Raw genomic sequence first — 25,953 nt, 5'->3', positions numbered from 1 at the left:
ATTGCCGGTTTGCGGCATCCAGAAGATCATTCCCCAAGGACAGGCAATGGCCGGGTAAGTATTACCGGTAGACAAACTGTGTTTGGAAGCGGTACCCATTAACGGGTTCACCCAATCTGCGGGATCTTTGATCTTGTCCACTGTTTGCGCCTGGGCTGATAAAGCAGCCAGCACCAGGGCAGTTGCGATTATTTTCCTCATAGTACGATAGACGTGTTAATTTTAGCGATAAGACCGTAAAAATAATAGTTCAAAACAATGTTAAGGGTTATTTTTATGAACGGTGCCCCCCCTTCCCCTTTAAATTTTTTGCGTTACATTTGTTATAAATAGTATATAACCCCAACAATCTACTGCCATGAACACGAATGCCCCAAAAATTCTTTTATTTGTAATTATCGGCGTGCTTGTAATTAACCTGGGCTTTAACCTGTTTGGTTCCAATGCAGGATTAAAACAGGCGGTACGCAACCTGGAGCTGGCGCGTAAAACGCTGGACAGCGCTATGGTGCAGCTGCAGGATGCCAGCAATGGCCTGGATTCCATACAGGTTAACCTGGACCGGCAAAAAGCGCTGATCAACGATATCCGTTACAGAACAGAGCTGATGGACCTGGAAAAACGCGTACGGGATGAGCACAGCAAAGTAAAAATAGACAGTATTAAAGACCGGATCAAAACACTGAGCAACTATCAGCCAACAGATGATATTATTACCGAAGACCTGAAATAAAATAAATACATAACCCCATGCAAACTAACCTCAAATGCGGCCTGTTGTTACTGGCAGGCCTGCTGTCCGTGCTGCACACTGCTGCGCAGGGCCGGCTCAAATTCTTTAACACCTGCACCGGCAGCAGCAACTACCGGCTTACCAACGGCGATACTATTATTATTCAGTGCGATAGCAGCCTGCTGATGAACAGCCGTAACTTTTCCATTTACCAGTCGGCCTACCAGCAATTCCGTAAGGGCGGCAACAGTGGCGAGATCCTGCGCTCCTACGAAACCCTGGTGCAGCAGCAGGATAGTATGATTACCAATGGCCAGCAGGATTATACCAACCTGAAGCTGCAGTTCGATTCTTTATTCCGCAGCTCGATTACTTCCCTGGACCGCACCAGCCGTGATATTGGTATTGTAAAGGATACACTGAACAATGTATCCACGCAGCTGAATAATACCAATATTATTATCGGAGATGCTATTAAACAGGTGAACCAGGCGCGGAAAAGAAGCTTCCTGGATAAGCTGTACTGGGGCATTGGCGGCTTAGGCATAGGCGTGGCTGTTACGGCGATAATTGCAGCGGCGAATTAGGAGAGCGGTTAGCTGTTAGGATCGTAGCGGATTAGTGGGCAGTTGTTGCTTAATTTCTTATTGTTAACAACAGTAGCCATTACTGTACTATTTCCATAATGCATAACCGGCCCTAACAGCTAACGGCTAACGGCTAATTGCTAACCGCTAACCAGCCACTCCTGACAGTTATATTAAAATTTGTTCAATTCCCCAGGGCAACGGTTTCCACTGTCTGCCCGTATTAAAAGAAATTCGTATTATTATAGGGCAATTAATGGTAATCTTCACCGATCAATTTGCGCTTTTCGTCGAGCCATTCGCACAAATGCACTTTTTTCGCGTTTATATGTTTTACCAGATCAGTACCATTGTAACGTGGTAAGCCAACTATTAATCAGCTAAATGCAAGTTTGAATGAGAAAGCATTTTTTATCGGCCGGAATGCCCATGATAATAATGAGCCTGCTTTGCAGCAGCGTGTTCTTTTCCTGTAAAAAAGATAAAACATCACCGGGGGATGATAACTCCGGGAATAATGGCACCGCACGTACTGACGAGGATTCACTGAAATACCTGATGTACCGCATTATGCAGGTAACGTATGCAGATGGCGGCCGGAATGCAGCCAAAGGCCTGCCTACCTACTACTGGTACAGCCAGTTGCCTTCCATTGACCCGTTCAGCACTTCCTACGCCAAAGCGGAAGACCTGCTGAGCACCATGATCAGCTACCCTAAGCTGAACGGCAACAACCTGGACCGCTACAGCTTCCTGGACCGTACCGGCTCCCTTGCCAATAAGCTGCAGAACGGTGTGATCGAGAAAGCAGCCGGCACCAACGGCAGCCTGGGAATGGAAGTAACCTATGCCCTGGACCAGAACGATGCCAGCCATCTGATGGTGCTATATGCGGATAAGAACAGCCCGGCCGGTGTGCAGGGCGTACAGAGAGGCTGGGAAATAACCGCTATTAACGGCGATGATAATATTGCGTATGATAACGGCGGCGCTAACACTACCAAGGTAACCAATGCGGTCTATAACCCTACCGGCGCAACCTCCTTTACCTTTAAGAAAGCTAACAGCACTACCGCTACACTTACCCTAACGCCTTCCTCTTACAATGTAAACCCGGTATTATTTGATACTGTTTATACCGTAAGCGGAAAACAGGTAGGTTACTTCGTGTTCTATACTTACTCCAGTGTAACCAATACCAGCGGTGCAGCCACGCCTACCAAACAGGTGCTGGACCAGCTGTTTGCCAAATTTAAATCCGCCAATATCAGTAACCTGATCGTGGATCTGCGGTACAATACCGGCGGGGCCGTATCTACCGCGCAATACCTGGATAGCGCCATAGCGCCGTCCAGCGCGCAGAACAAGGTAATGTACAACTACACCTATAACGATAAGCTGACGCAGAACCTGGCGGCTACCGGCCTGCCGGCGTCTATTAAATTCAGCGCCACTGGCGGCCTGTCACTGGAAAAAGTATTTTTTATCACTGCTGGTCAAACAGCTTCTGCCAGCGAGCTAACGCTGAACAACCTGAAGCCGTATATGACCGTAAAACTGGTAGGCGACACTACCTACGGCAAACCAGTAGGCTTTTTCAGCTATACTATTTCGGATTATGACAGCACCGGCAAGGAAAATTACCTGGCCGACCTGTATGCCATTAACTTTGAAACCAAGAATGCATCCAACCAGGGCGGGTATTATTCCGGCATAGCGCCGGACCAGGCAGCTACAGACTATGTAAACATCCCCTGGGGCAGCACCGGCGACGACCACCTGAGCAAAATATTCAGCTATATCAGCACCGGCAGGTTCCGCCAGGCATCTACAGAGCTGCGTATGACAGCGGATCCAAGCCTGCGTAAAAATATTAAACGTTCCATTACCTCCGGCCAGTTTAATGGCATGGTGGATTTCAGAAAATAATGTACAGATCTGCAAATGTGCAAATGAAGGATCCTGCTTTGCCGGATACCGGTCATTTGCACATTTGCATTTCAGGCATTTCCATACCTGCGCTGTTCACATCCCCCCCGTAAATTATTGCCGGTTTTATTTATATTTGAATTAACCGCCTTTACCTATCATCCCTATCCTGCTGAAAGCAATATTTTCCTCAGATCGCAGTACACTATGTTACCAACCAGCGGAGCATGCCTGCGAAGCCTGTAATGAGGTAAAAAAAAAGTATTGGCCTGCAAATTGGATATTTATGGTAACGTACGTAAGTTAGCAGGAGATAAGGACTGGTACCTTTCCGGTACCAGGGGTAGTATGAAGATGCAGAAGGCCGGAATAACGGGCATGGTGCACCCGGATAACATGAAGCACTTTAAAGTCCTTAATAATATTCATCGCCATGGCGGATATACGATCAAAGGTTGAGCTGATTGATGAAGAGATCACCAAAGCATACAAAGAGCCGGCTGTAGATTTTACGCAGCCGGAGTGGGAAAAAACTATGCAGGCCGCCACACAGGCCTTCAGGCTTACCATACAGCCGGAGCTGGCCTTTATACGGCAGGCCATACTGGAATGCCTGGAACAGGCCAATTATGGCAATGTACATACCATCGCCAAACTCATTGGGCAAACGCATCAGCTGAAAAATTTCCTGGCGCCCATCACAGATGAAATAATAGCAGATCAGCAAAACCTGCAATATGCGCTCACCTTTTTTATGATGCGCGACCTGATGCCGGATGCACGGGATGAGATCATGTACTTCAACGATCTGCTGAAAGCCTGCAAAAAAAAGCGGATCCAGCTGGCGCCCCTGCTGGAAAAATTATTACCACATGCCAGCAGCCAGATACGGTTTGGCAACTACTCCGTAAAAATGTTATTTGAAGGCGCGCTATGAACCCTGCCGGCAAGTTAATCTTTAAGGATGCCAGCACCGGGCAGGTAACCGTTTTCCATTACCATACATTCTATGAAATGGTGATTGCATGTATTGTGGGGGAGAGGATGATTACTTTGACCGGTACGATGATTATATAGCAACCCACCAGCTGGCTACAGAACTATTGGTGGATGAATGAGTATCTTTAATCTATGAAGTATTTCCTTTCTGTTATCTGCACCATCCTATACTTTAGCGCGGTTGCGCAACACCCGGCTTTTAAGGTAATTCCCCTGGGTGTAAAAGGTGGTATGGATGAAAGCAATCTTTCCGCTTACCTGGTAGCCCCGCAGGGATCCAACAACTACATATGCCTGGATGCAGGCACCTTACACGCCGGCCTGCAAAAAGCAGTACACAACGGCCTTTTTAAAAAACCGGCGGGTGATGTGCTGAGGCAAAACGTAAAAGCATACTTCATTTCCCATCCTCACCTGGATCATGTGGCAGGGCTCATCATCAACTCCCCGGATGATACGGCCAAGACCATTTACGGCCTGCCTTTTTGCCTGGATGTGATCAAAGACAAATACTTTTCCTGGAAAAGCTGGGCCAACTTTGCCGATGCCGGTGAAACCCCGCAGCTGAAAAAATACCATTACAGCCCCATGGGGCCCGGTGAAGCAACACCTGTTACGCAAACGGAGCTAAGCGTGCAGGCGTTCCCGTTAAGTCACTCCGCTCCTTTACAGAGCACCGCCTTTTTGGTGCGTTCTAAAGATGCTTATTTACTTTATTTGGGCGATACCGGTGCAGATGCTGTTGAAGGGTCTGATAAGCTGTTACAGTTATGGCAAACCGTAGCGCCTTTGCTGAAAGCCAAACAGCTGAAAGCTATTTTTATAGAAGTATCGTTCCCCGAAGAACAGCCACGGAAGCAGCTATTCGGGCACCTTACCCCCAGCCTGCTGATGCAGGAAATGCATACGCTGGATAGCCTGGGCGGGCCGCATGCTGTGAATGGGCTTCCGGTAGTGATCACGCATATTAAACCTTCCGGTAATAATGAAGTTGCTATTCATAAACAGCTAACCAGCATGAATGCATTACACCTGCGGCTTATTTTCCCTGAGCAGGGAAAGCTGCTGGTATTTTAACGATGCTGCTCATACACATTCACCGCTACCGCCGCTTTTAACTGCTCCAGCTCCCCGGTATTCAGCAAAGGAGCATCAGTTGCCGCCACTGCATCCTGCAGCTGTTCAGGCGTGCGTATACCTACCACCGCAGCTGTTACCGGCCCTTGCTGCAGCACAAAACGCAGGGCTGTTTGCGCAGGGCCGCGTTGTGCATTGGAAAGGGCTTTAACGGCGTTGGCTGCGCGTTGTACTTCCTCTGCCGTATAATTTAAATACGCAGCAGCAGGTTTATTTACCAGCAAACCTTTGGCTACACTGCCGCGGGCCAGTATCCCAATATTATGCTGCTGCAGCAGCTCAAAACAGGTTTCTTCCGGGCGGCGGTCCAACAGGCTGTATTGCATCATTACACTTACGATACGGGACCTTTCCACATAGGCGCGTATTACATTCGGGCGAATGGAGGAAATGCCGTAATTACGGATCTTGCCCTGTTCCTGCAGCCGTTCAAAGGCTTCAATAGTTTCATCAATATTATCTTCCAGCGTGCCGCCATGCAGCTGGTACAGCTCAATATAATCTGTTTGCAGGCGTTGCAGGCTGCCCTCTACGGCGCTTAAAATATATTCCTTCCGCGGGTTCCAGTCCCAGCCGCTGCCATCAGGCCGCCACTGGTTACCTGCTTTAGTGGCAATGATCACCTCTTTGCGTTTGCCCTGTAAAGCCTTGCCCAGTGTGCTTTCATTAGCGCCTTTGTCATACAGATCTGCTGTATCAAAATAATTGATACCGGCGGCCAGCGCCTGCTGTATTAGAGCGGCATTGTCCGCATCACTACCCTGTAAAGACATTCCCCCAAAAGCAATTTCGCTGATCTTCAGATCAGAACTGCCTAATAATTTGTAGTTCATACAGCAAAACTAGGGCATTCGCTTTCATATACCAATCGCGTCATTGCGAGGAGCAAAATAAAGCCAGGGCGTGTGGGGCGACAAAGCAATCTCCCGAATGGCTGGGGATTGCTTCGTCGCCCTTCCGGGCTTCTCGCAATGACGATTGATTAGCCTTACTCATTTATAAAATAGTAACAGGATAGTCTATTGTGCGTGTAAGATCCGCTGCGTATATTGTTGTATGAAGAAAAAACTGGTACGCGCCGGCCTGCTCTTTTGCGCCGGTATCATAACATTATCATTTAACGCGCATGCGCAGCACAAAAGCCCGGTACTAAATCATATAGCCATTGCCGTATACGACCTGGATAAAGCCACTGCTTTTTACCGCGATGTAATGGAGATAGACACCCTGGCTGAACCCTTCCACGACGGCAAACATACCTGGCTGAAGATCGGCCCCCACAGCCAGCTGCACCTGATCAAGGCTGCCAGGGAAGTTTCAGAACATGATATAGCTGCACACTTATGCTTCAGCGTGCCCTCCATAGATGATTTTATTATTAAGCTGAATAAGCTGAACATTCCTTTCCGTAACTGGCAGGGCGAAAAGCAAAAGTATACCCTCCGGGTAGATGGTGTTAAACAGGTGTACCTGCAGGACCCTGATAAGTATTGGGTAGAGGTGAATGATGATAAATACTAAAATTATTTAGCGCCGTCCAGGTGGGCCCGGGTAGAGTGATCCTCGTTCGGTTTATACTGCACGTTCTCTATTTTCAGCACTACCGGGTTGGGCCACTTATTATTGGTGTAAAAACGCTGTCCGTTCACAGCGCTGATCACCAGCCCAACAGGGGTGGGTTGTACATAGATGTGCGCATCAAAATCCTTTTTATACTCCACCAGCTCACTGGCATAACCTAATATGGATACTTTGGTTTGTGCATTACCCTCCAGGGTTTTCAGCACCAGATCCTTACGCTCTCCATATTTCCATTCTGTACCGGCAGGTACAAAGGCATACACGGTATTGCCGGTTTTTGCTTTGGTGAACCAGATGTTGCCTTCGCGGATAATGTTCCAGGGGCGGATGGCGGCAATGCCTTCCTCATTGGCCATATTCCATAAAGCCAGCTCACGCAATAGGGATTCCTGCTCTATCTGGATCTCCCCATCTGCCTTGGGCCCTACATTCATAAGCAGGTTACCGCCTTTGGCGCGGGTTTCAATGAGCATGTTAATGATCTCTGTACCGGATTTGTGGGGATCGTTGGTAGGTTTCCACTGCCAGTCTGTACCCATGGTAAAGCAGGCTTCCCAGGGACCGGGCACCGGCTGGTTGGGCAGCTCCTGCTCCGGTGTGCGCATGGCGCCGCGGGTTACCAGTATATCCGGCTGCAGCTGCCAGGCATATTCCTTTAATCCATCTGCCGGACCGTCAAAAAATATCAGGTCTATTTTTCCGTATTGTGTAAGCAGCTCTTTTACCTGTGCCTTGTCATAGGCCATCAGCTCCGGGTTCTGGGCGGGGAAGTGCTGTGGCACCTGCATTCTGCCCAGGGGAATGTTATGTTTCCAGAAGTAGTGAAAATCTTCCGGTGAAAAATACAGGCCAATGGCTATGCCCTGTTTACGGAAAGCCGTAATGATCTCCTTCAGCGCATCGCGCTTAAAGGGGGTATGCATAATGCTGAAGTCTGTGGTTTTGGTGTCCCACATGCAGAACCCTGCATGGTGCTTGGTAGTGAACACCACGTATTTCATGCCGGCCAGTTTTGCCAGCACGGCCCATTCCTCCGGATCAAACTTTTTAGGGTTAAAGGTTTTAGGCAGCTCCGTGGTGAACTTCTGCAAATAATTTTCCGATGCGCCGGCCATAGAATGGCTGATCACTGCGCCCAGCTGCACATCCACGCTCCAGTGAATGAACATGCCCAGGCCCATATCCATGAACCATTGCTCTCTTTCAGGTTTGTTGGCGGTTTGCTGCGGGTAGACCATGCTGCCGGTTAAGATCAGCAGCAAAAGGATCGGAATAGTACGCATAAGTATTACGATGCTGGTTTGTTAAGGTACCTAAGATACAATCAAAACCAGGTGGCTGTATACCTAATCCCGGCCTTTACAACAAAGTATCAGGCTTTGATAATATAAAATCAGGTAGTAAACACCCCCGCTTCCCAAATATTCCGCTTTAGATAAAAATATTTCCCGATTGCGTAAACGGGACATAGATATGATGCAGCACATTTGCAGCACGAAATGCTTATATGAAAAAGGTCCTTTTATGTCTGGCGGGATGCTTCATCGCTATACCCTTCCTATACTCACAACAGTACACTCCTGCGCAGCAGCTAGTATTACGCACCAACGAAGATTCCCTGAATGCCGGTGTGGCCACAAATAAAACGGTAGTATCCGGTTATGGATCTGCGTTCTATCAACGGAACTTTAATGAAGAAATGTCCAGGGCTACGCTGGAAAGAGCGGTATTATTCATTGGGCACCGGTTCAATGACAAAATCTCATTCTTCAGTGAAATGGAGCTGGAAAATGCTGTGGTGGAAGCCGGGTCAGACAGTAAGGACAATTTTAAAGGGGAGCTGGCTATGGAGCAGGCCTACCTGCGCTTTAACCTGAATCCCCGCCAGTATATAGTGGCAGGTTTATTCACCCCGCGCATTGGTATGCTCAATGAAAACCACCTGCCGGTGAATTTTAACGGGGTAGAACGCCCGCTGGTAGAGCAGCTTATTATACCCGCCACCTGGCGTGAGCTGGGCATTGGCTTTTACGGCCGCTTACGCCGCCAGCCTTTGAACTATAGCATTGCGCTCTTAAACGGGCTAAGCGCAGCCTCTTTTGAACATGGCACCGGCATTATAGAAGGCCGGGCAGAAGGCTCCGGCGCTTTTGCCAACGATATTGCCATTACAGCCTCCCTCCAGTACTACTGGCAGAACTTCCGCTTCCAGGTATCCGGTTATATGGGTGGCACCAATGGCGCCAACAAACGCCAGTCAGACAGCCTGCAGCTGCACCACGGCGCATTTGGGCTGCCCCTTTATTTAGGTGAGGCCAACATACAATATTCGCATAACGGGTTTGCCTTTAAAGCCATTGGCAGCATTATCTCTTACCCTGATGCAGCCGACATTAACAAAGCTTACGCCAACAACGTAAGTAAGGTAATGTATGGCGCCTATGCAGAACTGGCCTATAACCTGCTGGAAAAAAGTATCAAGTACAAAGAGCAGCAGCTGAATGCCTTTGCACGTTACGAGGTGTTTGACCTGAATTCCTCCGTTCCTGCTAATGGCATTTATGATGGTACGCTTAAACAACAACACCTGATAGCCGGCCTCACCTACCTGCCCATTCTTAACGTAGCCATTAAGGCAGATGTACGGCTGGCGCATACCGGCGATGAAAATCCCGTGCTGGTTATTAATCCCAGCCCGGCGCGCATCCCTTATAAAACAAACAATACTTTCCTGAACGTAGGTATTGGCTACGCATTCTAAACCTGAAAACGCATAACGGTGAATAGAAGAAACTTCCTCAAAGATACGTGTAAGGCCTGCCTGTTAAGCGCTGCTGCTTTCTCCATGGCCGATGTGCTGGATGCCTGCGGCACTACCATGAAGGGTTTTAAGACTTCCGTAAATAACAACCGGGTAGAAGTACCGCTATCATTATTCGCCACCGGCGATCTGCAGATCATCAGCCCTAAGAATTATGAATACGAAATTGCCGTGCGCAAGAATGCGGATAACACCTATGAGGCATTGTTAATGCGCTGCACCCACCAGGCCAACCAGCTGATACCTACCGGCAACGGTTTTCTATGCAGCCTGCATGGCAGCCAGTTTGATAAAACCGGCCTGGTGAAAAAAGGCCCTGCAGAAAAGCGCCTGCTGCAGCTGGCCACAGAAACCAACGACACAAACCTTATCATACATATATAACAAGTAAAACACCATGAAAAAATTATCCATACTATTGGCAGCCTGTAGCTTAACCCTGTTTGCGTGCAGTAAAGATGATAACAACGGCGGTGATACCAATGAAGATTTCAATACCATGAAAACCACCGTGCTGGTGGATTTTGCTACTAAAACCGGCTTGCCGGGCTACAGCAACCTGAAAGATAAAGCCACTACTCTGAACAACGCCATCACAGCCCTGAACAGCAGCGCTACCGATGCAAATCTTACCGCTGCGCAGGCAGCCTGGCGCGATATGCGCAGCACCTGGGAACAATGTGAAGGTTACCTGTTTGGCCCTGTGGAAGATGATAACTACGATCCCAACATGGACACCTGGCCGGTGGATTATGTGCAGATGGACTCCCTGCTGGCCAGTAGCAATGCTTTGCAGCTGACAGACATTGAGAACCTGAGCACCCTTTCCCTGAGAGGTTACCACCCGATAGAATATGTGCTGTGGGGTAAAGACGGTAAGCGCACCGCAGCTTCCATTACGGCCCGCCAGAAACAATACATCACCAGCCTTTCCCTGGACCTGAAGAATATTTGTACGGCACTGTACACCAGCTGGGCGCCGGAAGGCGGCAACTATGCCAGCAAAGTACAAACCGCCGGCAGCGGCAGCACCGTATTTGCCAAAAAGCAGGAAGCCTTTATTGCCATTGCAGATGGTTTGATAGGTATTTGTGACGAAGTAGGCAGTGGTAAAATGAAAGAGCCCTTTGATGCGCAGGACCCGCAGATCGTGGAATCACCTTTCAGCGGTAACTCTGCTATTGACTTTAAGAACAACATTACCGGCGCATATAACGTATACATCTGCAAATTCCTGGGTAATGAAGGTACCGGCTTAAACAAGCTGGTGGCCATGAAGAACATTTCCCTGGATAATGAGATCCAGCAGAAGTTCCAGGCAGCTATCACCTCATTCAACAGCATTACGGTACCTTATGAGCAGGCCATTCTGACCCAGAAAGTACAATGCCAGAATACCATGAATGCCATTAATGATCTGAAAGCAACACTGGAAGAAAAGCTGAAGCCTTTCATCATTACCAACATTACCGACTAAGGCCGGTAGCTTATTATACACCACATGCAGATAAGGAAGATATACCTGGTGGCAGCATTGCTTACCTTACCATTTATGGTAATAATGTGTAGCAAGCCAGCCACTTTTGAGGACAATGAATACGACATTCGCCTGAGCGGAGGCGCTGCCACCGCGTTTGATGAAACCAGCAAAGCCTTTGGGCATATGATGGATGGCATGAATAGCAATGATCAACATGCACATGAGCTGGGCGACCATGCCGTGGAGCAAACCTTTGTAACAGCGCCTGCGCCCATTAACAGCGGCTTAGGCCCCATCTTTAATAATGTGAGCTGCGTAAGCTGCCATCATAACGACGGGAAAGGCAATCCCACCACGGGTTTGGTAAGCTCTTCCATGCTGGTACGTTTAAGCATGCCCGGTACCGACGAACATGGCGGACCGGCGCCTGTGCCCGGCTTTGGCCTGCAGCTGCAGGATGTGGCCATTTTTGGCAAACAGCCGGAGGCAAAGATAGGCGCCACCTACACCGACCAGCCTTTTACTTACCCGGACGGCACTATTGTAACACTGCGCAAACCCTGGTATACAATATTGAATCCTTACATTCCATTGCCTTCCGGCGTAGTTATCTCTGCCCGTATGGCGCCGCCCTTTTTTGGATTAGGGTTGTTACAGAACATCCCTGAATCCACGGTGCTGGGTTTTGCAGATGAAGGTGATGCAGATGGCGATGGTATCAGCGGGCGGCCCAACTATACCTGGGACCCCGTGAATAAAAAAATGATGCTGGGCCGTTTTGGAATGAAGGCCAATACCGCTACCATCCTTACCCAGGTGGCTGCTGCCTACCAGCAGGATATGGGTATTACCAGCACCGTATTTCCGCAAGAAAGCTCCTTTGGGCAGCCGCCGGCTGATGGGTTAAAGGATGACCCGGAGCTGCCGGATTCTATTTTAAACGCTACTGCATTTTACATACAAAGCCTGGCTGTACCGGCCCGCAGAAGTGTAACAGACCCGCAGGTACAACAGGGTGAAAAATTGTTTGCGCAAACCGGTTGCGCCAGCTGCCACAAACCTACCGTGCAAACGGGAGTGGATGTACGCTTTAAGCAATTAAGCAACCAGCGCATTCACCCCTACACCGACCTGCTGCTGCATGACCTGGGCGCGGACCTGGGTGATGGCCGCCAGGACTTTACGGCAAACGGGAATGAATGGAAAACACCGGCATTGTGGGGTATAGGCCTGTTTGAAAAAACAAACGGTACGCCTTTTTACCTGCATGACGGCCGTGCACGCACGCTGGAAGAAGCTATTTTATGGCATGGCGGCGAGGCGTCAAAAAGCCGCCAGCAGTTTGCAGCCCTCAGTAAAACAGAGCGGGATGCACTGATACGTTTCCTGAAGTCTATTTAAGAATCATTTATAGATCTATCAAGGCAAACCGGCCTGGAACAGTGAAAGCTGGTCTTCGCCGGTTTTGCTTTTTTCTTTTTTAGGGGCAGCCTTCACCGCTTCGCGCAGCTCATCGGGAATATGCATTGAACAGCCCTTCATAACTGCGCTCTGTATTAAACAGGTTAGCTTCCCGTCCCAGCTTCTGGGGCGAGTGTGCATCTGAGTTGGATATTAACGTAAAGCGGTCCAGCGCGCTCCATTGCCAGTTCATGGCGGGGTCTGATGACAGGCCGGTTTCAATAGCAAAGATGTGACCCGAAAGATCACGGAAACATTCGTCGATACTGTCATAACCGCCACGGGAGCCCAGGGTGGAGAACCAGGGTGTCCACACATGCGCTGGCACCAGGTAGGCCTGGTCGGAAGCGGCCAGCACAATTTCCAGCAGATCGCGCGATGGTAAACCCAATATAGGCCGTCCATCTGAAGCCAGGTTACCGATAGTGGAAAGCTTTGCATTGATGCGGGCTACGGTTTCAAAATCCGGCGCATATACCAGGTTATGGTTCTTGCGCACCTTATACCCGTACTTATAAATAGAGCTGATCTCTGAGGTGAGGCAAAAACGTACATCAATATCCTGCACCTTCATACCCGGCAGTGCCGGTGTGGCGGGCGGGTTCTTCAGGCGGAACAAACCATTGCCATCGGGCTCCAGTTTTTCCTGTAATTCTTTGAACCATTGGGGATGCGTAAAATCGCCGGTACCTACTACATGAATGCCTTTTACCCGGGCCCATTGATAGAGGGTTTCCAGGTTAAGATCCTTGCTGGTAGCACGGGAGTAGTGGGAATGGATATGGAGGTCTGCTATATAGAACATACAAATGACGGGGGGTAAATAGTAAAGATAAGGAAAGTCGATGGTCCATGGTGGATGGTCCATTGCATAAGATGAGCAAGAATTGGAATAGGGCTCCAAACCCCTGCATATACTTGCTGAACAGCCCTCATGAACGGGCTATGGACCATCAACTATGGCCCATGGACTAAAAACCATTTTTCATACTGATAATTTATTTATTTTCGTGTACATGGACCAGGTGCAAAATGGACATTCCGTATATGTACTGAAAACCGGGAAGAACCTTTATAAGATCGGCAAAACGCAGGATCTGCAAAAAAGGCTTTCTTCCTATCATACCCACCTGCCTATTGTTTTCCGCCTGGTACGCCAATACACCACTACACTTATGGATGACCTGGAAGTAAGCCTGCACATGGCTTTCCAGCATAAACGCGTAAAGGGTGAATGGTTTGAGCTGCTGCCGGATGATCTGGTGATCTGTGATAATATTGCCCGCGGTTTTGCCTGGGTACAGAAACCAAAGGAACGCAGCAAACATACCCAGATCCAGTACAGCAGTAATCCCATGCTGCAGGTAATGGAAGCCAACGAAAAATACCTGCACGACTATTCGCGTATTGCCGATGATCTTACCCTAGGCCTGAGCATTGACGAGGTATTTGCCCTGCATGACGGCGACGTTAGCATGACGGTTATCACCACCGTAAAACGCCTGCTTCAATACCGCACGCCCAACGCCGAATTCCTGGGTCAGTGGTGGTACATTGTAAGCGACCTAGGCGCCGGCATGAGCGAAACCAAAGTGGTGGAAAAATATAAAGGCCAAACCACCCGCACTACCGTGCAAATGATCAAACGCATCCTGCGTAACCAGCTGTATTAATTTTATTACTCCTCCTTAAAGAAATTGCCTGCATATTTAAACCCTGACATGAACTTCACTAGGGATGGACTAGTGAGAAACATGGGATCCAGTAGGGAAAGACATGAGAAACACATGAGAAAGACATGGGAAAAAGTGCGTAATTTATCCCTATGAAACGTTTCTTTTTCCTCACCCTGCTGTTGGGCTATACCCTGCTTACCTACTCACAATCCAAAACCAAAAGTTACTTTCCACCCCGCGGAGAATGGCAGCACCGCCCGCCCGCCGCATTGGGGCTGGATTCGGCCCAATTACAGGCCGCTATTAAATTTGCACGCGATAATGAATCCAAATATCCCCGCAACCAGGAGCTTACCCAGGCTATCCAGTTTGGGAAAGAGCCGTACAGCGCAGGCATAGGCCCGTTCTCTGAACGGGGAGAGCCTACGGGTGTGATCATCTACAAAGGTTATATTGTAGCGGAGTGGGGAGAACCGCTGCGTGTAGATATTACCAACAGCGTTACCAAAAGTTTTTTATCATCCGTGATAGGCGTGGCGGTAGACCATGGGCTTATACGCAGCGTAACAGATACCGTAGCGCCTTATATACCACCCATTGAAGTATATAACCCCGTTAGCACGGCTTCCACACCTGGGCAGCCGGCTTTGTTATATCCCTTTGCAGGTGAGCATAACCGTACCCTTACCTGGGATGTAATGTTACGGCAAACCAGCGACTGGGAAGGTACTTTATGGGGGAAGCCGGATTGGGCAGACCGTCCGGTGGGCAATGATCCCGAAGTTTGGCTGCACCGTAAACGCAATGCCCCCGGCGCCGTATACAAGTACAATGATGTGCGGGTGAATGCCCTGGCGCTGGCAGCTACCTGCGTATGGCGGCAACCGCTGCCGCAGGTATTAAAGCAGCATATTATGGACCCCATTGGCGCATCCAATACCTGGCGCTGGTATGGCTACCGCAATGCGTGGATCGTGCTGGATGGCGCACCCGTGCAATCAGTCAGTGGCGGCGGGCATTGGGGCGGTGGTATGTTCATCAGCGCATATGATATGGCCCGTTTTGGCCTGCTAACCCTGCACCGGGGTAACTGGAACGGTCAGCAGCTGTTGTCTGAGCAATGGGTTAAACAAGCGCTTACACCTACAGCTGCGGAGCCTACTTATGGTTATATGAATTGGTTCCTGAACACAGATCATAAGCTGGCGGCCAGCGCACCGGCAAATGCATTTATCCATATCGGCAATGGCACCAATTTCATTTATGTTGACCCCGATCATGAGCTGGTAGCCGTAGTAAGATGGATTGATTATAAAGCCATGAACAGCATGATAGCGCAGCTATTAAGTGCAATAAAATAATTGCCGGATTAACTGCTACCCTTATACGTAGTTATACGTAGATGATAGAACGCAGCCCGTCAGAACGCGCTAGCCTTTCATGTAAAAAAGGGGCCGTTTCCGGACGTATTACTGGCTAAATTCATACTTTTGGTCCGGGTGACTAATAAGTTCAGAACACGATGTAGCTTACCCGCAGACCAGTGATGCGACCAACATCCAAGGTCATTTCCCATCCGCTTTCAGGCGGGTAGGATTTTTTTTATCCATGAAACAGTATAGCCCCCGTGAACCGGGGGCTATATGCTCGCTTATGGGGAAGCCTCAACCTAGCTTCCTGATTTGCCTAAGCACCAGTTAGAAAACTGCACTCATTTATCTTGATGACTTGTAAGTGAACTTTTCGTTGAAAGAAGTTCTTACGGCGCCGTTCTGCGTCATAAAATAGCTTACTTCAAAAGAAGCCACTTTACCATCGCCGCCAAAGGTGATCTTGTTCACACCTGTAGGGTCCAGCTCTGCAGAGCGTTTATTGGCGCCGGACAGCTGCCCGTAATAATTGGTGATGGAGGTGATCTTTCCTGCATCATCAAAAAAGAACACCGGGCTAAAGCTGCCGTAGTAAGAGGTGCCGGTAGCGCCGCTCCTGATAGCATGGCCATAGGTTTTGGCCACAACCGGATCATACATGGCAATGGAATTACCGGAATAAGTGATCATGTTCACATCCAGCGGATAGTAACCCGTGAGGGAGGAGCTGGTGTTATCTGTCATAGATCCCGTCATGGTGTAAATTCCATCATAGCTGTTACGCACAGCAAAGGAAAACAGCGCAGTACCAAAGTTTCCGCTGATAATACCGGTGGAGGCAGATGCGATCTTTAACGGCAGCGCATAGTTCACATTAAAATCAAAATCGCTGCTCCGGGTAATAGCCACATATACCTGGATCTTTTGCGTACCGCTTTTGATCACAATATTGCTGGGCAGATGGTATACGCTGGCAGGGGGCGCAACATAGTTCGTCCCCTGTTCTGCATTGTATGCATTTAATGCAGCAGTGTCAACCTCCAGCGTTACCGTAATATCATTGGGCGCCATTTCCGCGCCTGAATAGCTCAGGTTAATATTTATGTTGGCAGACTCTCCTACTCCCAGGCTGCCCAGATCCACTGCAAACCGGGGCACTATAGCGCCGGCAGGTGATACAATAGAACCGGTATTCTCAAATTCCACCACGTTGTTAGACTGTGCAGGATCCATGGCCAGGTGATCCTTTAAGCAGGAAGTAAATGCCAGCGCCATTACAGCAAGCGATACTTTCTCTATGATATATTTCATCGTATTTTTTTTAATTGTTTATACTTCACAAAACGGCTCCCCTTACTGTGCTGCCCAGAAAATAAGTGATGAAAAAGGATTGATCCCTTTCGGCATGTTAGTACCGTTGTTGGATGATTCTGTATTGGGATACAGTAAGCGGGTAGGCAGCCTGTCAGCACGGGTGCTGATGGATTGTGTGGATGCAAATGTTTTCAGCGCATCTGAGGAACCATTTGTAATCGCAGGGTAATGTGTTCTGCGGTACTCATTCCAGGCCTCATGCCCATGTATGAAGTTCAGCGCCACATACTTCTGGGTAATGATGGCTTCTATCTGCTGCGGCTGCGTAGTGGCCAGGTCAAAATGCACCAGGTAGCTGCCTTCATTGTTCTCCAGGTAAGCATCGTAATCTACCTGCGGATCCCAGCCATTCAGGTCAAAGGTGCCATCCGGTTTCATATAATCATATTTGAAAGAGGCAAGTACGCCTGCATCAAACAGCGCTTTTGCATCGCCGGTAACAAACCCTCTTACCACGCCTTCTGCCTGCAGTAAAAAACTCTCAGCCGCTAACAGCAAAGGCTCGCCGGCGCTGGGCGCTTTGAAAATGCCAATGCTGCCACCGGCCGTAGTGCTGCCCCTGTCGCTGCCTGCATTGGCGCCGGATAACCAGGCGCTGCCTGCGGGTGCAGAGGGTACGCTGTTGCTCTCATAACCCAGCTGGTTGGCCGTAGTGCTTGGGAACTGGTAATAAATGGCATAACCCCGGTAATCATCCAGCTTGGTACCATCGTAAAATGAAAGGATCCATTTAGTAGGGATCCAGGCCTTATTGCCTGCGCTGCCGGTAGAAGTATATATCCAGGTGTTCCAGGCAGGGTTTTGCCGGTTATTATCCCTGGCATAACCGGGGTTTATAATGGCATCAGTGGTCAGGAAGCCGGCATCATCAAAAGCAGTGCTGGCAAAAGTAACCTTGCTGCCGGCACGTATCATTAAGCGGAGCTTAATGGTGTTGGCCAGCTGTTTCCATTTTTCCATGTCGCCTTTGAACATAGGATCAGAGCTGCTGCCCAGGTCTTTTACGTTACTGGTGGTGCTGCCTTCCTGGCTGGCTTGTGTATTTTTAATGATGGTGATGGCAGAATCCAGCTGTATGGCCAGGTCCTTGTAAATATCTTCTGCCTTATCATAAGCAGGTGTAAGCTCATTAACGCCCTTTAATGCATCCTTGTAAGGAACATCATTATAAGTATCTACCAGCAGCTGGAAGTTGAAAACTTTCATAATGCGGGCTGCTGCGTTAAAGTAGCCGTAATCCGCTATGGTATCTGTTTGCTGTATCACGTACTGGAAATCTTCCAGCAGGTCGTAGGAGGAGGTCCATAAGCCGGTGCTGGTAGCATTACTGAAATTGTAGGTGACCGCTGCGCCAAAACCACCGTAACCACCGGCGTTGGCGGCATAACCTACCAGCTGGGAGCCGTAGCTGTTAAAGCTGCTGATGTTGGCAGCCGTATATACAATTGCCTGCGGCAGCACTACTTCCGGCGTAGCGGAGGTAGCGGTATTCGGGTTGGTGTTGATATCCAGGTATTTTTTACAGGAGCTTCCCAACACAACCATCCCTATGGATATAAAAAGTAATAAGCGTTTTTTCATTTCTCTGATTTTTTAAGCTGCAGTTAGAATGTCAATGACAGGGTGGCACCGTAAAAACGGGAAGGAGGCGTTTGCCCCAGGCCGGTAAGGCCTATACCGTTGCTGTCATTACCTGCATCACTGTATTCAGGATCTGTATAATAGTTTGATTTGGCCAGCCAGATGAACAGGTTACGTGCCTGCACACTAATCGTGGCGGCTTTAATAACCCTGATCTTGCTGAGGAAGGATGCCGGCACGTCGTATGACAATGCGATCTCCCTCATCTTCCAGAAATCGCCGGAAGTAATGTAGTTAGAGGCCACCGTACGGTTTTCATCATTGGTCCAGAATCCGGAGTTACCATTACCATCTGTAACGGTGATGTTGGTATTCTTAATGTACTGGCCCGGATGGTTAGGATCTTCATATACGGAGTTGGGGAATACAAAACGGTCACGGTTAAACGCTGCTGACCTGTAACCGGTACCGGACCAGTCCAGCTCACCACCCATGTTATTAAACACCATGTAACCACCGCGGTATTCAAATAGGGCTGTTAAACGAAATTGTTTGAAACGTACGCTCAGGTCCAGGCTCAGGCGATGGCGCGCCACCGCATTACCCAGGATCTTAATGGTATCATCTGTTTTAGGTGTACCGGTAATACGGTCCACGATCACATGACCTTCCGGATCACGGCTGTAATCCTTACCCATAATTACCGGGAACATATTGCCGGCTACGGCATAAGAACCGGTACCGCTGCCATAGGAGGCCAGTGATAAACGGGGCAGATCCGCGCTGATGTTATTTACCTTATTGTCCAGGAAAGTATAGTTACCGCCTACAGTTACATCCCAGTCAGCCGTTTTGATGGGGGTTACGTGTGTGGTTACTTCCAGGCCGCGGCTGGTGGTTTGCCCGCTGTTCACACGGAAAACGGAGAACCCGGTAGCGCTGGAAACCGTAGTATTTACCGTTTGGTTATCGGTTTTGGTGCTGTACCAGGTTACACTGGTAGTAATGCGGTCATCCAGCAGGTTTAAGTCAAAACCAGCTTCATAACCTTTGGTGATCTCCGGTTTCAGGCTGGAGGAGATCAGCGTATTATTCACCGTATAACCGGCTACGCCATTGTAAGGGTAACCATTGGCCTGGCTAAAGGTGGGCTGCAGGTAGTACGCACCAAAATCACCGGCGTTACCCAGGTTCACCTGGCCTACTTTTGACCAGCCACCTCTCAGCTTCAGGTAAGTAATGGTGCGGCTTTGTTTTAATGCGGTAATGGCGTCGCTGGCTATGAAAGATACATCCACAGATGGATAGAAGAAAGACCTGTTATCAGGCGACAGTATGGAAACCCAGTCATTACGGCCGGTACCATGCAGGAATAGGAAATTCTTATAGCCGATACGAAAATCAGCATAAACACCCATCTGGCGGGCTTTATAATTCACCTCACCACCGCCCAGGTTAGAAGTAGTGTTACTGCTGTTATATAGCTCCGGGATGGTTAAGCCGGTTGCATTAACATTTACGAACTTGGATTCGTCCTGGCGCCACTGGCCGCCGGTGATCAGGTTAAAGCTGAAATCTCCGTACTCTTTGCGGAACTGTGCAAATGCATCGCTGAGCAGCTCCGTGATATAACCGCTTTCATCGGAAACCGCAGCAGGGATATCTGTTTTCGCTCCGCTGGTAGTTTCTGCATAAGCCGTATAATCAAACGCGCCCTGCCAGGTTTTGCCGGAGTAATTCCTGGTAGCAATACCCTGGCGTACCGTCAGGTCAATCCACTCAGCCGGGGAATATTTCAGCTCCAGGTTACCAGTTAAATAATCATTCCGGCTTTTGGAACGGTTGTTATCCAGGGTAAAGTAAGGGTTCTGGTACCAGGGATTATAGAACCCGTTGGGGTTGGCAAACTTATCGGTTTGCCAGTTCTTATACTTGGTAATATCCACGTTCTGCGGCATGTTCAGCAGGTTAGCATACATGCTGGCAGTTTGCGTGGTAATATCCCACCTGTTCTGCGTATAGCCAATAGCGTAAGTGCTGCTTACTTTACTGCCTATTTTACGGGTACCGTTGGCGCGTAAGGTGGTGCGGTTGAATTTATCTTTAGGTGTAGTACCTTTTGTGGTAGCGTACTGGCCAGAAAGGTAGAAGGTAGATTTATCATCGCCACTGGTAACGGAAAAATCTGTCTGGTTGGTTAAGCCATGCTGCCAGAAATTGTTGTGCTCATTGTTGCCGCTATATAGAGCGGAATCCTGGCTGCCATCTTCCAGCGGCACGCCCAGCGGTACTTTAGTGCCGTCAAATGCAGGACCGTATGACTGGTTTTCCAGGTTGGAGAACAGTGGTTTGCCGTTAACATCATACCCATAAGAGCTGCCACCTGCGCCAAAACCATTTTGCAGCTTAGGAAAGTAGGCTACAGATTCAATGGTGGTAGTGTTAGATGCTTTTACCTGCGTAATGCCATTTTTACCTTTTTTAGTGGTTACGATGATGGCGCCGTTAGATGCCTGAGAACCGTATAAAGCCGCTGCACCGGCACCATTTAGCACTGTCAGGTCTTCCACGTCTTCAGGGTTCAGGTTACCTAATACGGTGTTAGGTACAATTACGTTGTCCAGCACTACCAGCGCCTGGTTGTTACCGGTCAGGGAACGCTGGCCTCTTAATATCAAACGGTAGTTGGGATTTACACCACCATTGGTAGCATTGATCTGCAAACCGGCTACCTTACCCTGTAAGCCGCCGGCAATGTTCACTGCTTTTCCGGCCACCAGCGTTGCTGCTTTAATAGTAGTGTTGGCGGTACCTACTTCGCGGCGTTTGGATTTAATACCACCGGCGGTTACGATCACCTCTTCCAGTATGCTATTGCTTACTTTCAGTACAATGCGCAGGGCGGCCTCGCTCTCTACTTTTATTTCCTGCTGCTCATAACCTACAGAACGGATCACCAGCGTAGTGCCAATGGGTACGTTCAGCTCAAACCGGCCTTCCCCATCCGTAACGGTACCGGAGCTTTTGCCCTTTATCTGGATAACGGTGCCGGGTACGGGACCGCCATCAGAGCTGATCACCACTCCTTTCACAGGCCCTTGCACAGCCGCGGGTGTTATGCTTGCCTCAGCGCTTACATTGGTGGAGCCGGTGCTTCTTTTTACGATCACCACTTTATCTACAATGTTGTAGGTAAGCGGCTGACGTTGAAAACAAAGTTTTAATACGGATTGAAGATCTACATTTTTTACCTGCAGGTTGACAGGTTCTGCTTTTTCCAGGTCTTCTCTTGAGTATAGGAAGGAGTAACCTGTTTGTTTTTGTATCTCTTTGAAAGCCCTGTCCAGGGTAATGTCCTTTAAAGAAAGGGTAATGCTTTGTAAGGTACCGGCACTTACAGGCAGGCAAACGGCGAGTAATAATACCAGTGACAGGAATGATGTAACAAGCCTGCCTCTGCACCAGACGGCGAAGATCATAGATTAGATTTTGGTTGATTAATAAATGTTCAGAACACGATGGTTTAGATCACCCACAGGGTAATAGGGGAATGCGACCAACATTCCTATTTCCTTTTAAGGGTATTCATTTTGTTGTTTTCTCTACATTAATAAGCTGGCTGTTTTTAAAGGTGATAAAATAACAAGTCTAATACGAATTACTTAACGGTAAAATGATGACGTTCAATAGTTATTTGAAAACGGTTTACGGTTGATTACTTTACTTTGGTTGAGCTATAATATTTATTACGGTTGCGTTACTATTATCTTTTTGCCTTCTATCCTGAAACGGAGCCTTCCGGTTAGCTCCAGCATAGTTAGCAGTTTGGAAACCGGCACATCCCTGGGTATGGATCCCACAAAATGTTGTGATACGGCGCTGGTGTAAACAATTTCCGCATCGTACCAGCGGTTCACCTGCCGCATTATAGAGGCAATATCTGCATCGTTAAAGGCAAACATGCCATTCTTCCAGGCGGTAACAGCGGCGGTGTCGGTATCCGGCATCAGGCGGAAAGTGCCGTTGGGCTGTAATTGCGCCTGCTGGCCCGGTTGCAGCACCTGTATATTATTTCCCCTGCTTACTCTTACTGCTCCTTCTAAAAGTGTGGTGCTGATCCCTGCTTCGTCCGTGTAGGCATTAATGTTAAAACAAGTGCCCAACACGGTTACCTCCATACCGTTCACCATTACTTTAAATGGTTTATCCGGGTTCCTGGCCACTTCCAGGTAAGCCTCCCCGGTAATGGTTACTGTACGGCTGCTGCCTGTAAAGGTTACCGGGTAAGTAATGGACGATGCGGCATTCAGCCATACTTTACTGCCATCCGGCAATACCAGCCTGAACTGGCCGCCCCTGGGCGTGGTAAGCGTATTATAACCTGCTGTGGCGGCAGCATCGGAGGGCGTATCGTACACCAGCTCTCCGCTGTTCAGCTTCAGGCCCTGGGTATTTTCCAGCTGTGAAAGAAAGCTGCTGCTTCCTTCATACAACGCTATAGAGGTGCCGTTGGCCAGCGTTAATACCGCTTTACTGTTACCCGGCGGCAGATCATTCTGAAACCGGTTATGCGCCCATGCCGGCTCATGATGTTTTTCTCTGAACAGGAAGTAAAGCCCCGTAGCCGCCATCAGAACTATGATGGAGGCTGCAGCTACGGCAGGCCATGCCAATAACCGCTTTACTTTATTTCGTTTACCCGTTGCCGGTAGTGCATTGCGGGTAACCCTGCCGTACATATATTCCCAGTCAATGGGCGGTTCTGCCGTTCCGGGAAGTATATTTTCCAGGTGTTCATCGGCCAGCGCTTCCAGCTTTTCCTTCATTCCCGGTTGGCCGATGTATTCAAAAAACTCCTGCAATTCTACTTCCGTACATGTTCCATTAATATACTTCCTATACAAATAGGTGAGGCGGTCGGAATTCCCCGTCATTTGTTGACATTTTTGTACTCTGTACTTATACAGACTGTTTTAAAAAGGGATAGTACCGGGAAGAAAATATATATATTTTTCCGTTATGTGCCAGAGCCTTCTTAATGGCGCTTAAACAGGATTATAGTATTTAACCAGCAACATACAATGGATAATAATTGTGCATGCCGGGAGAGGTACGACTTTATATATTTTAATATATCCGTAAGATTATTTTTCACCGTTTGCACGGAAACGTCCATTTGCCGGGCTATTTCCTGGTGCGACAACCCATCCCGGCGGCTGAGCCAGAAAATGGCCTGCTTTTTTTCTGGCAGCTGGGCAATCACTTCGTTAATAAGCCGCTGACTTTCCTGCGCCTGCAAAAGCTCTTCTGTTACATTCTGCAAAGGGGAAAGATTGGCCCATATAGCCTGCATGGCCTTTTTATCTTTGGCCAGGGCAGCCAACAGGTCCAGGGCACGGTTGCGCGCCATGGTATAGATGTATTTACGGGGATAGCTGATAAGGGCCAGCTGCGCCCTGTTCTCCCAAAGTTTTAAGAAAATGTCCTGTACAATTTCTTCAGCATCGACAGTAGAATGCGATAACTGGTACGCAAAAATGAAGAGCCGTTGCCTGTACATCTCAAATAGCTGACGGAAGGCGGGCTCATTTCCTTCGGCTATACGCTTAAACAGTTCGGTTTCGTTATAGGAGCTCTGTTGCATTTCACCCGTTAGATGTTTGTTGCCACGGTTTATACTCTTATGTTATTTCACTTTCGGTTGGACAAGCTGCTTAAAAGCATTGCTGTTCAATGATGCCGGCAGATCTGTTGCTCCGTTTTGCTCCTTCTGGCCGGTTGGAAAACCTGTTTTGCCTTCATTAGGAACGTACTTCATTTGTTTTAAACACAAGCGATCCTTTTTTTCAGGTGATCAGGTCGCCCCCCTCTGGCAGTTCTCCTGTATGGCAGGGAAAGGTTATCATGCTCGGTTTCAATAAAATAGGTGAAGCTTCCCGGAAACTGCAGGAACTAAATTAATAGAAAATTTGTCTCTTTTCAGTCAAATTCCGACGAATCATATTTTTTCATCTTTTAATTGCGTTCTGCCTTATATTGTATAAATAACAAAAGTGGTATAGTAAATATCAGATAGTATTACCAAATTGTTATACCACGTGGCTATAGCTGGTTAAACAGATAGCTGAACGTAATTTTGTGGAACCTACAACTGCTACTATGAATAAGCAACCGTTCATTGCTGCCGCCGCCTGCATGGCGGTAGCGATCTGTTTGATTGGCTGCACCAGAGAGCTACCTGTTTACGAAGCACGCCCGGAGGCGGCATCCTATTTCAAGCACGCCACCTTTAAAACCTCTACGCCGGCGTATCCTGCCACCATTCCGCTTAGCGGCTGGATGGAGATGGTGCCTGGTAATGTGAACCTTACACACCTTTCCCTGCCCGGCTCTCACAATGCCTGCGCGCGTTACGAGCGTTTTGGCAAAACCGCTAAATGCCAGACATTAACTATCAGCGAACAGCTGGAGGCAGGCATCCGCTTCCTGGATGTGCGCTGCCGCCACATTGATAATAAATTCTCCATTCATCACGGTATTGTGTACCAGCGGCTTGATTTTGATGCTGTCATGCACGCCTGCACGGAATTCCTGGACCGCCACCCCGGTGAATGTATTATCATGAGCATTAAGGAAGAATACCGGTCTGTTAATAATACCCGCTCTTTTGAGGAAACATTTGATACCTATGCAAAACGGTATGCAGATAAATGGTATTTAAGCCCTACCATCCCTACCCTGCAGGAAGCCAGGGGCAAAATTGTATTGCTGCGGCGCTTTACCGCTAAAAATGAAGATATGGGGATCGATGCTACCGGCTGGGCCCGGAACCGCACCTTTACTATTAATAACGGCCCTACGCAGCTACGGGTGCAGGATGAGTTCCTGGTGCCGCGTAACCGTATTAAATGGAGCAACAGCAATGCGCTGCTTACAGAGGCCCGCTCCGTAAATACAGAAGCGCTGTATATTAATTTCCTGAGTGGGTATAAACCGCGCGCATTCCTACGCATTCCCAATATTAAAAAAGTATCCCTGGCCATGGGTAATAATATTATCCGCTTTTTTACGGCTAACCAGCGCGGGCGTTTTGGCATTGTGGCGATGGATTTTGCAGATGCGAACAAGGCTTCGCTCATTATCAGCACCAACTTTCAGCCAGTTACTGAAAAAGAGGCGCAGACCATTTATGTGTTAAATAACCCTGAATAAAAGCGGCGACTT

The 25,953-nt window shown here is 48.6% G+C and carries 23 protein-coding genes; 13 read left to right on the top strand and 10 right to left on the bottom strand.

Annotation, left to right across the window (positions count from 1 at the left end; translation table 11 throughout):
- A partial coding sequence (locus KVT36_RS32635; protein ID WP_254639858.1) for a hypothetical protein occupies window positions 1-201 on the bottom strand: 201 nt, incomplete at its 3' end.
- A 157-nt stretch (window positions 202-358) separates the two neighbouring features.
- Between KVT36_RS32635 and KVT36_RS05890 the strand changes: the two genes are divergently transcribed.
- The 5 genes from KVT36_RS05890 (at window position 359) to KVT36_RS05870 (ending at window position 5,325) form a co-directional block, all read left to right on the top strand.
- Window positions 359-733 (top strand): hypothetical protein, encoded by a 375-nt coding sequence (locus tag KVT36_RS05890; RefSeq protein ID WP_217602574.1) that lies wholly within the window; start codon window positions 359-361, stop codon window positions 731-733.
- A gap of 17 nt (window positions 734-750) precedes the next feature.
- The gene (locus KVT36_RS05885) at window positions 751-1,320 is read left to right on the top strand and encodes a hypothetical protein (RefSeq protein WP_217602573.1); all 570 of its coding nucleotides are present in this window, start codon (window positions 751-753) and stop codon (window positions 1,318-1,320) included.
- Between the two features lie 396 nt (window positions 1,321-1,716).
- Window positions 1,717-3,249, top strand: coding sequence for a S41 family peptidase (locus KVT36_RS05880; RefSeq protein ID WP_217602572.1), 1,533 nt, complete (start codon window positions 1,717-1,719; stop codon window positions 3,247-3,249).
- 433 nt (window positions 3,250-3,682) lie between these two features.
- On the top strand, window positions 3,683-4,186 hold the full coding sequence (locus KVT36_RS05875; RefSeq protein ID WP_217602571.1) for a hypothetical protein: 504 nt from the start codon (window positions 3,683-3,685) through the stop codon (window positions 4,184-4,186).
- Between the two features lie 194 nt (window positions 4,187-4,380).
- The gene (locus KVT36_RS05870) at window positions 4,381-5,325 is read left to right on the top strand and encodes an MBL fold metallo-hydrolase (protein WP_217602570.1); all 945 of its coding nucleotides are present in this window, start codon (window positions 4,381-4,383) and stop codon (window positions 5,323-5,325) included.
- Here KVT36_RS05870 and KVT36_RS05865 read toward each other — a convergent pair.
- On the bottom strand, window positions 5,322-6,218 hold the full coding sequence (locus tag KVT36_RS05865) for an aldo/keto reductase (protein WP_217602569.1): 897 nt from the start codon (window positions 6,216-6,218) through the stop codon (window positions 5,322-5,324). The genes KVT36_RS05870 and KVT36_RS05865 overlap by 4 nt on opposite strands.
- A gap of 223 nt (window positions 6,219-6,441) precedes the next feature.
- On the opposite strand from KVT36_RS05865, the gene KVT36_RS05860 reads away from it, so the two are divergent.
- Window positions 6,442-6,906 (top strand): VOC family protein, encoded by a 465-nt coding sequence (locus tag KVT36_RS05860; protein ID WP_217602568.1) that lies wholly within the window; start codon window positions 6,442-6,444, stop codon window positions 6,904-6,906.
- 2 nt (window positions 6,907-6,908) lie between these two features.
- Here the strand turns inward: KVT36_RS05860 and KVT36_RS05855 are convergent, their stop codons facing one another.
- Window positions 6,909-8,249: an alpha-L-fucosidase gene (locus tag KVT36_RS05855; RefSeq protein WP_217602567.1), complete on the bottom strand. Its 1,341-nt coding sequence runs from the start codon at window positions 8,247-8,249 to the stop codon at window positions 6,909-6,911.
- Window positions 8,250-8,473: 224 nt separating this feature from the next.
- Between KVT36_RS05855 and KVT36_RS05850 the strand changes: the two genes are divergently transcribed.
- Genes KVT36_RS05850 through KVT36_RS05835 form a run of 4 tightly spaced genes read left to right on the top strand, consistent with a single transcriptional unit; the run spans window position 8,474 to window position 12,668 of the window.
- A complete protein-coding gene (locus tag KVT36_RS05850; protein WP_217602566.1) occupies window positions 8,474-9,727 on the top strand; it encodes a hypothetical protein in 1,254 nt (417 codons plus the stop codon).
- 18 nt (window positions 9,728-9,745) lie between these two features.
- Window positions 9,746-10,171, top strand: a complete 426-nt coding sequence (locus KVT36_RS32965; RefSeq protein WP_217602565.1) for a Rieske (2Fe-2S) protein — start codon at window positions 9,746-9,748, stop codon at window positions 10,169-10,171.
- A gap of 13 nt (window positions 10,172-10,184) precedes the next feature.
- Window positions 10,185-11,264 carry an imelysin family protein gene (locus KVT36_RS05840; RefSeq protein ID WP_217602564.1) on the top strand — a complete coding sequence of 360 codons (1,080 nt, stop codon included), beginning with the start codon at window positions 10,185-10,187 and terminating at the stop codon, window positions 11,262-11,264.
- Window positions 11,265-11,288: 24 nt separating this feature from the next.
- Window positions 11,289-12,668, top strand: a complete 1,380-nt coding sequence (locus KVT36_RS05835) for a di-heme oxidoredictase family protein (RefSeq protein ID WP_217602563.1) — start codon at window positions 11,289-11,291, stop codon at window positions 12,666-12,668.
- A gap of 18 nt (window positions 12,669-12,686) precedes the next feature.
- Here KVT36_RS05835 and KVT36_RS32960 read toward each other — a convergent pair whose 3' ends face one another.
- Window positions 12,687-12,809 carry a hypothetical protein gene (locus KVT36_RS32960; protein WP_256449943.1) on the bottom strand — a complete coding sequence of 41 codons (123 nt, stop codon included), beginning with the start codon at window positions 12,807-12,809 and terminating at the stop codon, window positions 12,687-12,689.
- Entirely contained in the window at window positions 12,778-13,533 is a 756-nt protein-coding gene (locus KVT36_RS05830) for an endonuclease Q family protein (protein ID WP_217602562.1), read from the bottom strand. Before KVT36_RS05830 ends, KVT36_RS32960 begins: the two co-directional genes overlap by 32 nt.
- A 211-nt stretch (window positions 13,534-13,744) precedes the next feature.
- Between KVT36_RS05830 and KVT36_RS05825 the strand changes: the two genes are divergently transcribed.
- Together KVT36_RS05825 and KVT36_RS05820 are read left to right on the top strand one after the other, a co-directional pair.
- Window positions 13,745-14,401, top strand: a complete 657-nt coding sequence (locus KVT36_RS05825; RefSeq protein WP_217602561.1) for a GIY-YIG nuclease family protein — start codon at window positions 13,745-13,747, stop codon at window positions 14,399-14,401.
- A 152-nt stretch (window positions 14,402-14,553) separates the two neighbouring features.
- Entirely contained in the window at window positions 14,554-15,765 is a 1,212-nt protein-coding gene (locus KVT36_RS05820) for a serine hydrolase (protein ID WP_217602560.1), read from the top strand.
- A 354-nt stretch (window positions 15,766-16,119) separates the two neighbouring features.
- On the opposite strand, the gene KVT36_RS05815 is transcribed toward KVT36_RS05820, so the two are convergent.
- The 5 genes from KVT36_RS05815 to KVT36_RS05795 form a co-directional block, all read right to left on the bottom strand.
- Window positions 16,120-17,085 (bottom strand): DUF1735 domain-containing protein, encoded by a 966-nt coding sequence (locus tag KVT36_RS05815; RefSeq protein WP_217602559.1) that lies wholly within the window; start codon window positions 17,083-17,085, stop codon window positions 16,120-16,122.
- A 42-nt stretch (window positions 17,086-17,127) separates the two neighbouring features.
- Window positions 17,128-18,729 (bottom strand): SusD/RagB family nutrient-binding outer membrane lipoprotein, encoded by a 1,602-nt coding sequence (locus KVT36_RS05810; protein WP_217602558.1) that lies wholly within the window; start codon window positions 18,727-18,729, stop codon window positions 17,128-17,130.
- A 23-nt stretch (window positions 18,730-18,752) separates the two neighbouring features.
- Window positions 18,753-22,208, bottom strand: a complete 3,456-nt coding sequence (locus tag KVT36_RS05805) for a SusC/RagA family TonB-linked outer membrane protein (RefSeq protein WP_217602557.1) — start codon at window positions 22,206-22,208, stop codon at window positions 18,753-18,755.
- A gap of 267 nt (window positions 22,209-22,475) precedes the next feature.
- The gene (locus KVT36_RS05800; protein ID WP_217602556.1) at window positions 22,476-23,663 is read right to left on the bottom strand and encodes a FecR family protein; all 1,188 of its coding nucleotides are present in this window, start codon (window positions 23,661-23,663) and stop codon (window positions 22,476-22,478) included.
- A gap of 101 nt (window positions 23,664-23,764) precedes the next feature.
- Window positions 23,765-24,373, bottom strand: a complete 609-nt coding sequence (locus KVT36_RS05795; protein ID WP_217602555.1) for an RNA polymerase sigma factor — start codon at window positions 24,371-24,373, stop codon at window positions 23,765-23,767.
- Between the two features lie 515 nt (window positions 24,374-24,888).
- Here KVT36_RS05795 and KVT36_RS05790 point away from each other — a divergent pair.
- A complete protein-coding gene (locus tag KVT36_RS05790) occupies window positions 24,889-25,941 on the top strand; it encodes a phosphatidylinositol-specific phospholipase C (RefSeq protein WP_217602554.1) in 1,053 nt (350 codons plus the stop codon).
- Window positions 25,942-25,953: the final 12 nt, after the last annotated feature.

The sequence above is a fragment of the Chitinophaga sp. GbtcB8 genome (assembly GCF_019091455.1).
In the GTDB taxonomy this organism is placed as follows: Bacteria; Bacteroidota; Bacteroidia; order Chitinophagales; family Chitinophagaceae; genus Chitinophaga.
Note: the sequence above shows the minus strand (reverse complement) of the source record. Positions and strands in the feature narration are given on the sequence as shown.